At 34.3% G+C, this 7,789-nt stretch carries 8 protein-coding genes and 1 other RNA gene; 7 read left to right on the top strand and 2 right to left on the bottom strand.

The genetic code is table 11. From position 1 onward, the window contains the following. Window positions 1-98: signal recognition particle sRNA small type (ffs, locus tag WBQ70_RS03975), an RNA gene on the bottom strand. A gap of 88 nt (window positions 99-186) precedes the next feature. Between ffs and WBQ70_RS03970 the strand changes: the two genes are divergently transcribed. Next, window positions 187-1,242 (top strand): glutaminyl-peptide cyclotransferase, encoded by a 1,056-nt coding sequence (locus WBQ70_RS03970; RefSeq protein ID WP_423910875.1) that lies wholly within the window; start codon window positions 187-189, stop codon window positions 1,240-1,242. A gap of 62 nt (window positions 1,243-1,304) precedes the next feature. Here the strand turns inward: WBQ70_RS03970 and WBQ70_RS03965 are convergent, their stop codons facing one another. Next, window positions 1,305-1,769, bottom strand: coding sequence for a hypothetical protein (locus tag WBQ70_RS03965; protein WP_423910872.1), 465 nt, complete (start codon window positions 1,767-1,769; stop codon window positions 1,305-1,307). Between the two features lie 371 nt (window positions 1,770-2,140). On the opposite strand from WBQ70_RS03965, the gene WBQ70_RS03960 reads away from it, so the two are divergent. From WBQ70_RS03960 to WBQ70_RS03935, 6 genes are all read left to right on the top strand, one after another. Then, the gene (locus WBQ70_RS03960) at window positions 2,141-3,106 is read left to right on the top strand and encodes a Gfo/Idh/MocA family protein (protein ID WP_423910869.1); all 966 of its coding nucleotides are present in this window, start codon (window positions 2,141-2,143) and stop codon (window positions 3,104-3,106) included. Between the two features lie 201 nt (window positions 3,107-3,307). Then, window positions 3,308-4,195: a 3-hydroxyacyl-CoA dehydrogenase family protein gene (locus WBQ70_RS03955; protein ID WP_423910866.1), complete on the top strand. Its 888-nt coding sequence runs from the start codon at window positions 3,308-3,310 to the stop codon at window positions 4,193-4,195. A 73-nt stretch (window positions 4,196-4,268) separates the two neighbouring features. Next, window positions 4,269-4,931, top strand: coding sequence for a YggS family pyridoxal phosphate-dependent enzyme (locus tag WBQ70_RS03950; RefSeq protein ID WP_423910863.1), 663 nt, complete (start codon window positions 4,269-4,271; stop codon window positions 4,929-4,931). A 73-nt stretch (window positions 4,932-5,004) separates the two neighbouring features. Continuing rightward, window positions 5,005-6,366: an exonuclease domain-containing protein gene (locus WBQ70_RS03945; RefSeq protein WP_423910860.1), complete on the top strand. Its 1,362-nt coding sequence runs from the start codon at window positions 5,005-5,007 to the stop codon at window positions 6,364-6,366. A 28-nt stretch (window positions 6,367-6,394) separates the two neighbouring features. Then, window positions 6,395-7,228 (top strand): ion transporter, encoded by an 834-nt coding sequence (locus tag WBQ70_RS03940; RefSeq protein ID WP_423910858.1) that lies wholly within the window; start codon window positions 6,395-6,397, stop codon window positions 7,226-7,228. Between the two features lie 159 nt (window positions 7,229-7,387). After that, window positions 7,388-7,789: tRNA (adenosine(37)-N6)-dimethylallyltransferase (locus WBQ70_RS03935; protein ID WP_423910855.1), on the top strand; the 402-nt coding region annotated here is incomplete at its 3' end.

The raw sequence follows: 7,789 nt of genomic DNA, 5'->3' as shown, positions 1-7,789 counted from the left end.
AAATGGCAAGCGACCTACATCGCACCGCTCAACCACGTACCCTTGCTATGTTCCCATCCTGGGGGAGTCTGCAGGAGCTGGTCGTGTAGGACTTGCCGGTGCAAATATACAATCTTTTTATATTTTTGCAAGACCTTTGTGCTCTTAAAAATAACATTGTATATTGGTCAAACAAATTTTAAAAAAATGAAAAAGCATAACTTACTATATGTCATTTTATTAGGGATAACATTTTCTAATTGTGGTGGCAAAAAAAAAGGTGAAAATTCTATATTTTCTTTCGATTCAGGTCAATTTGCAACACATTATCTGCCTCAAGAAAACCTTGACTTAGGTATTTTGAATCCAAAAGCCAAAGAAATTGACAGTATTGTTTATTATGTAAACGATATAAAAGCGGGTACCACTAAAGGAAATAGCAAACTCCCATTTGAACTTAAAAATCAAAAACTAGGCTACCAATACCTAAAAGCATTGGTTTATTTTGAAGGAGAAAATGCCGAAGCTACCGCTAGAATCGAATTAGTTTCGGATGTTACACCTAAATTATTAAAATATAAAGTCATCAATACCTACCCTCATGACACAGGTGCTTTTACTGAAGGATTGGAATTCTATAAAGATACTTTATATGAAAGTACGGGTTTAAAAGGAAAATCTTTTTTACGAAAATACGACTACAAAACAGGAAAAGTATACAAACAAATAGATCTAGATGCTCAGTATTTTGGAGAAGGAACAACGATCCTGAATGATAAAATCTACCTATTGACTTATCAAGAAAAAACAGGTTTCATCTACAATGCAAACACGATGAAACTTGAAAAAACCTTCTCTTTCGATAAAGACATCGAAGGTTGGGGAATGACTAATGATGGTAAAAATATTTACCAATCCGATGGTACAGAGAAAATCTGGACTACTAATCCTGAGACTTTAAAACAAATTAGTTACATCAATGTGTATTCAGGAACCTCAAAAATCAAAGCAATTAATGAATTAGAATGGATCAACGGAAAATTCTATGTTAATGTGTGGCAAAAAGATGCCATTGCAGTAGTAAACCCTAATAACGGTGCAGTTGGAGGAATTCTTGACTTGTCAGGGTTACGAAAATCTTTAAGCAATACAATTACAATAGAAGACGTTTTAAACGGAATAGCCTACAACCCTAAAACCAAAACTATCTTTGTAACAGGAAAAAATTGGGATAAATTATTTGAAATTACCGTTTCAGAATAGTTTAAAATAATGATTTTAAATATAAAGGGAACTTAATGCTCCCTTTATATTTAAAACTTAAATTACTTTTCACAATCAAACTTGGTAAACTTATATTTTACATTATCATAATCAATAGGTGTTTTTTTATCAAAATAGGATTTTCCTAAGTAAACTTCTATTTTCCCATTTCCTAATGCTAGCGTATCTCCTTTTTTCAGAATTGCGATTGGGTTTTTAAAAATTTGTTTGTTTTTCTCATTAACAAATGAATAATCTGCATACAGAGTGTCTCCTTTTATTTCTCCTTTTATTTCTCCGTCATTCGTTGGATTCCCTTCTACTTTCATTATCATTTTCCCCGATATTTTATCATCTTTCAAGGTATTAATCGTTAAGTTAATTGTATCGTTTTCATACAAAGCTTGATAACAAACTACACTTATTGGTTTTTCTTCTTCTAGTTTTTCTTTCTGCTTTTCTTCATTTTTACAGCTTATTAATCCTGCACAAGCGAATGACAAACAAAGCAAACTTATTTTTTTCATAGTATTAAAATTTTTATTTAAATAATTATAGTATCACAAACGATTGACTAAATTACGCATAAAATCTGTGAAATAACTATTAAAAATTACTGTTTTAATTCAAATATAGGAGTTAATAACGAATAGCAATTAGAAGATTGTTATGGAACATTACCAAATAAATCACTAAAACTTTCCGTCTACCCCTGATAGAAACGACATCCTCTTGTGTTGTCCCGATTTTTCGGGATGTACACAAGAGATAGAGTGGATAGCAGGAACAATGCTTAATAAATGACCTAACGAACTGGTTCAAAATAGACTCATACTTTCCTTCTTTTCACTTGCTTATTCCAACTATTAATTGTTATTTTTGTACAAACGACAACATTATGCTTAAAATTGGAGTATTAGGTGCTGGGCATCTTGGAAAAATACATTTAAGACTTTTACAACAATCTGAAAAATATGAATTAGTTGGTTTTTACGATCCTAATCAAGAGCATGCTGAGAAGATTTCGGCGGAGTTTGGATACAAACATTTCACTACTATTAATTCTTTAATTCACGCTGTAGATATTATTGATATTGTGACACCTACACTTTCACATTATAAATGCGCAAGAGCAGCAATCAAATCAGGAAAACATGTTTTTATTGAAAAACCTATTTCTAATACAGTTGAAGAAGCGGAAGAAATTATAGCTCTTGCTAAAGAGTATAATGTTAAAGGTCAAGTGGGACATGTAGAGCGTTTTAACCCTGCATTTATCGCTACTAAAGGCATGATTGAAAACCCAATGTTTATTGAAACCCATCGATTAGCAGAATTTAATCCTAGGGGAACAGATGTTCCTGTGGTTTTAGATTTAATGATTCATGATATTGATGCGATTTTGAGCGTAGTGAATTCTCCAGTAAAAAACGTGAGTGCTAGTGGGGTTTCCGTAATTAGCGAAACACCAGATATTGCTAATGCTCGTATTGAGTTTGAGAACGGATGTGTAGCTAATTTAACTTCAAGTCGAATTTCGTTAAAAAACATGCGTAAAACTCGTTTCTTCCAGAAAGATGCTTATATCTCCGTTGATTTCTTAGAGAAAAAATGTGAAGTAGTCAAAATGAAAGACGCACCTGAAGTGCCAGGTGATTTTGATATGATTTTACAAAATGCAGAAGGAGTGAAAAAACAAATATATTTCTCAAATCCTGATGTATCACAAAACAATGCGATCCTAGATGAATTAGAGACTTTTGGTGATGCTATTACCAATGATACGACTCCCATTGTAACACTTGAACAAGCTACAAATGCTTTGAGGGTGGCGTACCAAATTATTAATTGTTTTAAAAAGTAAAACACTTATGATTTTTAAACACATAGACACATAGAAAAAAAAGGAGAAGATAGATCAATTCATTGATTCACATAGCTATGTGTAACTATCCAAAAGTAAAACGCCTTTTTTTAAGACTCAAAAAAACTATGTCTCTATGTGTTTAAAAAAATAACCTACCTAAAATGGTTCTTTTGGGACCACTAAAATATATTTCCTGATATGAAAACAATTGCGGTAATTGGCGCTGGAACGATGGGCAACGGAATTGCACATACTTTTGCGCAACACGGTTTTGTGGTCAAACTTATAGATGTATCGGAAAAAGCGTTGGACAAAGCGATGGACACCATTGCGACTAACCTGAACCGAATGGTTGCTAAAGGCAGCATCACAACAGATGACTTTGCAAAAACCATTACTAACATCATCACCTATACCGATATTGAAGATGGTGTGGTAGGTGTTGATTTCGTAATCGAAGCCGCTACAGAAAACCGTGATTTAAAGCTGAAAATATTCAAAAAACTAAATGAGTACTGTGCGCACAACACTATTTTTGCAACAAATACATCATCGATTTCGATTACAGATATTGCCAGTGTGGTAGCACATCGGGAACGCGTGATTGGAATGCATTTTATGAATCCAGTACCGCTGATGCCTCTTGTTGAAGTTATCAAAGGAGAAAAAACAAACGAAGAAGTAACAAAAATTACCGTAGCTTTAGCTGAAAAATTAGGTAAAAATCCCGTGGTAGTAAATGATGCTCCTGGTTTTGTAGCCAATCGCATCTTAATGCCAATGATAAATGAAGCGATTGAAACACTGGAAAATAAAATTGGTGGTGTAATCGAAATTGATAACATCATTAAACTCGGTATGCACCATCCGATGGGACCATTGCAACTTGCAGATTACATAGGGCTCGATGTATGTTTATCCATATTAAATGTGATGGAAGACGGTTTTAAAAACCCTAAATACGCCCCTACTCCATTATTAATAAAAATGGTCAATGACGGGAAACTAGGAGTCAAATCAGGTGAAGGTTTTTATGATTATAATGAAAACAAAAAAGCCGAAAAAGTAGCGAAGCAGTTCATTTAAAACACAGATTTTACGGATTAAATGTGTTTAAAAAATCAGATTAAATAGATTTTAAATAATAGCCCTTTTCAATATGTCAATAGCTCAAAACCTACTCAATATAAAAGCCAGTTTACCTGAAAGCGTTACTCTTGTAGCGGTTTCTAAAACCAAACCTGTTTCGGATTTAATGGAAGTCTATGATGCTGGTCAACGCATTTTTGGTGAAAACAAAATCCAAGAGATGGTCGATAAATGGGAACAAATGCCCAAAGATATTGAATGGCACATGATAGGTCATGTTCAAACAAACAAAGTTAAATATATGGCACCGTTTGTGAATTTGATTCACGGTGTGGATAGTTTAAAGCTACTTCAAGAAATCAACAAACAAGCTGCCAAAAACAACCGCATCATCAATTGTTTGCTACAAATACACATTGCTGAGGAAGAAACGAAATTTGGTCTTGACGAAACCGAATTAAATGTTCTCCTAACTTCTTCTGAATTACAAGATATGAAAAACATTCAGATTCTCGGATTGATGGGAATGGCAACATTTACTGACAATCAAAACCAAGTCAAAAAAGAATTTCAACATTTAAAATCGGTTTTTGATAAACTAAATCCACTGAATACTACAAACTATAAACTGAACACTATTTCAATGGGGATGTCCGGTGATTATCAATTAGCAATTGAATGCGGCAGTACCATGGTTCGCATAGGAAGTAGTATATTTGGGGGGAGAAAATGATTGATGATTATTGATTAACGATTTATAATTTCAGATTACCTGAAAACTTATAACTGAAAACTGAACACTTATTTTGTACGCAATACTCGACATAGAAACCACAGGAGGACAATTCAACGAAGAAGGAATAACTGAAATTGCTATCTATAAATTTGATGGATATGAAGTTGTGGACCAATTCATCAGTTTGGTAAATCCTGAAATTCCCATTCAGCCTTTTGTTGTAAAACTTACAGGAATCAATAATGCCATGTTACGCTCAGCACCAAAGTTTTTTGAGGTAGCTAAACGTATTATCGAAATAACAGAAGGCAGTGTAATTGTCGCTCATAATGCAAGTTTTGATTATCGCATTTTACGAACCGAATTTCGTCGTCTTGGGTATGATTTTGAGTCCCGTACTATCTGTACAGTCGAACTGGCAAAAAAGCTAATTCCAGAACAAGAATCCTATAGTTTAGGAAAACTAGTTCGTGCTTTAGGTATTCCTGTAACGGACAGACACAGAGCAAGTGGAGATGCTTTAGCTACAGTAAAGCTTTTTAAGATGTTGCTTGATAAAGATGTAGAAAAAAATATTGTAAAAGACTTTATTAAACTCGAAATAGAAAAAGGTATCGCTCCTAAATTATTGGACATCATCAATAACCTACCGCCTAAAACGGGAATTTATTACATCCATAATGAAGCAGGAAACATCATCAATATTGGTCGCAGTCGCAACATCAAAAAAAGAGTGAATCAGTATTTTACAGGTATTACACATACCGCAAAAAAAATACAGAAAGAGGTCTTTACAGTCACTTATGAAGAAACAGGAAACGAATTGATTGCTATACTAAAAGAAACGGAAGCCATCAAGAAAAACCGTCCCGTTTACAATAGAATCCCACGCAAAAATAGCTTACCATGGTCTATTTATGCAGAAAAAGACAAAAACGGTTACCTCAATCTAAAACTACATAAAACGGACGGTCGCAAAAAAGAAATCACGTCCTACGCTAATGAAACTGATGGAAAAAATGCCTTATTCCGCATCACTGCCGATTATCATTTATGTCAAAAATTAACAGGTTTATACCAAACCAAAACGGCTTGTTTCCAACACAAAATTAAAGAATGTGATGGCGCTTGTCTTGGCGAAGTTTCAGCTACTGAATACAATGCCCGTGTAATGCAATACATCGACAAAAATAATTTTGAAAACACCAATATCGTCATTATAGATCGAGGTCGAACAATCAACGAACGTTCCGCTATTTTAATCGAAAATGGACAGTTAAAAGGGTACGCTTATTACGATTTGAATTATCAAATTACTCAAATAGACATCCTTAAAAACATCTTGATTCCCATGACTAATAATCGAGAAACAAGACATATTATACAAACCTATATCAAGAAAAACAAAGGACATAAAATCATGAAGTTTTAACTAAACTAAAACCATTTTATCATTAACTATGCCAAATATAAAGTCAAATTATGACCGTTTTAGACAAAAAGTCTATATCATCATCTATGGTACTAGTACTAAGGCGGGACGCTTATTCGATTTAATTTTACTAGGACTGATCCTCCTCAGCGTCTTTTTAGTCATGATGGAAACCGTGGAAGGATTTGATGCTAAATACCATTTTGAGCTTGTTTTCCTCGAATGGGCGATTACTTTTTTCTTTACCCTCGAATATTTTTTACGCATCCTCACCATCAACAAACCGTGGAAATACATCTTTAGTTTCTACGGGATTATCGATTTAGTGGCTATTTTACCTATGTATTTATCATTATTCTTCCTTGGTTCTACCGTTTTTAGTGTCGTTAGGTCTTTGCGTCTATTACGATTATTCAAAATATTAAATCATCCGCAATTTAATAGTCAATCCAGCCAACTCAAAGATGCCATTAACGCTAGCAAAGGAAAAATTATTGTATTTATCTATTTTGTCCTTATTATCACGATTATTATTGGCTCAGTTATGTACCTCGTTGAAGGCAAAGAAAGTGGCTTTACAAGTATTCCAGTTGGTATTTATTGGACTATTGTCACCTTGACGACCGTTGGTTATGGAGACATCTCGCCTATCACGCCTTTAGGCCAATTCATCGCCTCTTTTGTTATGATTTTAGGGTATGGAATCATTGCTGTACCTACTGGAATTGTCACTGCTGAAATTGCCAAAAGACAGCATAAAGCTACCATTCATCCCGAATCCCCTTGTCCAGGATGTGGAACAGATGAATATCCAAATAATGCCAATTTTTGTCCACAATGCGGACATTCTTTAAATAATTAACTCTACAATATGAAGCCATTTCCAGCTATTCACTACAACTCCTCCTCCTTCAAGTTGTATTTCTAAGTCATAAAAGGAGCTTCTAAAGTCGCTCATTTATAATAAGAAATACTAACTTGCAGTCGTCCGGGGTTTTCGTTGCTATCTGGGCTAAAAATTATGAAGTACCTAATCACCATTATTGGACCTACAGCCATTGGCAAAACCGCTTTGAGTATTCAATTAGCGAATCATTATCAATGTGACATTGTATCTTGTGACAGCCGTCAGTTCTTTAAAGAAATGAGTATCGGAACCGCAGTTCCTAATACTACCGAATTAGCTTCAGCAACGCATCATTTTATCCAAAACAAATCCATTTTTGAAAACTATACCGTAGGCGATTACGAAAAAGAAGCTATTGCCGCCATTGAGAAGTTGTTTCAAACCAATGATTACGTTGTTCTAGTGGGTGGTTCAGGCTTATACGTCAATGCTGTACTAAAAGGTTTTGATGAATTCCCTGAAATAGATCCTGCTATTCGCACCGAAGTAAATTCGAAGTACGAACAATTAGGCATC

The sequence above is a fragment of the Flavobacterium sp. genome, assembly GCF_049590715.1.
Lineage (GTDB): Bacteria > Bacteroidota > Bacteroidia > Flavobacteriales > Flavobacteriaceae > Flavobacterium.
The sequence above is the reverse complement of the archived record's forward strand: the minus strand, read 5'-3'. Positions and strand labels throughout refer to the sequence as shown.

Excerpts from the sequence above, each read along its gene's own strand:
- WBQ70_RS03970 (WP_423910875.1), top strand. The coding sequence starts at position 187 with ATGAAAAAGCATAACTTACTATATGTCATTTTATTAGGGATAACATTT.
- WBQ70_RS03965 (WP_423910872.1), bottom strand. The coding sequence starts at position 1,769 with ATGAAAAAAATAAGTTTGCTTTGTTTGTCATTCGCTTGTGCAGGATTA.
- WBQ70_RS03960 (WP_423910869.1), top strand. The coding sequence starts at position 2,141 with ATGCTTAAAATTGGAGTATTAGGTGCTGGGCATCTTGGAAAAATACAT.
- WBQ70_RS03955 (WP_423910866.1), top strand. The coding sequence starts at position 3,308 with ATGAAAACAATTGCGGTAATTGGCGCTGGAACGATGGGCAACGGAATT.
- WBQ70_RS03950 (WP_423910863.1), top strand. The coding sequence starts at position 4,269 with ATGTCAATAGCTCAAAACCTACTCAATATAAAAGCCAGTTTACCTGAA.
- WBQ70_RS03940 (WP_423910858.1), top strand. The coding sequence starts at position 6,395 with ATGCCAAATATAAAGTCAAATTATGACCGTTTTAGACAAAAAGTCTAT.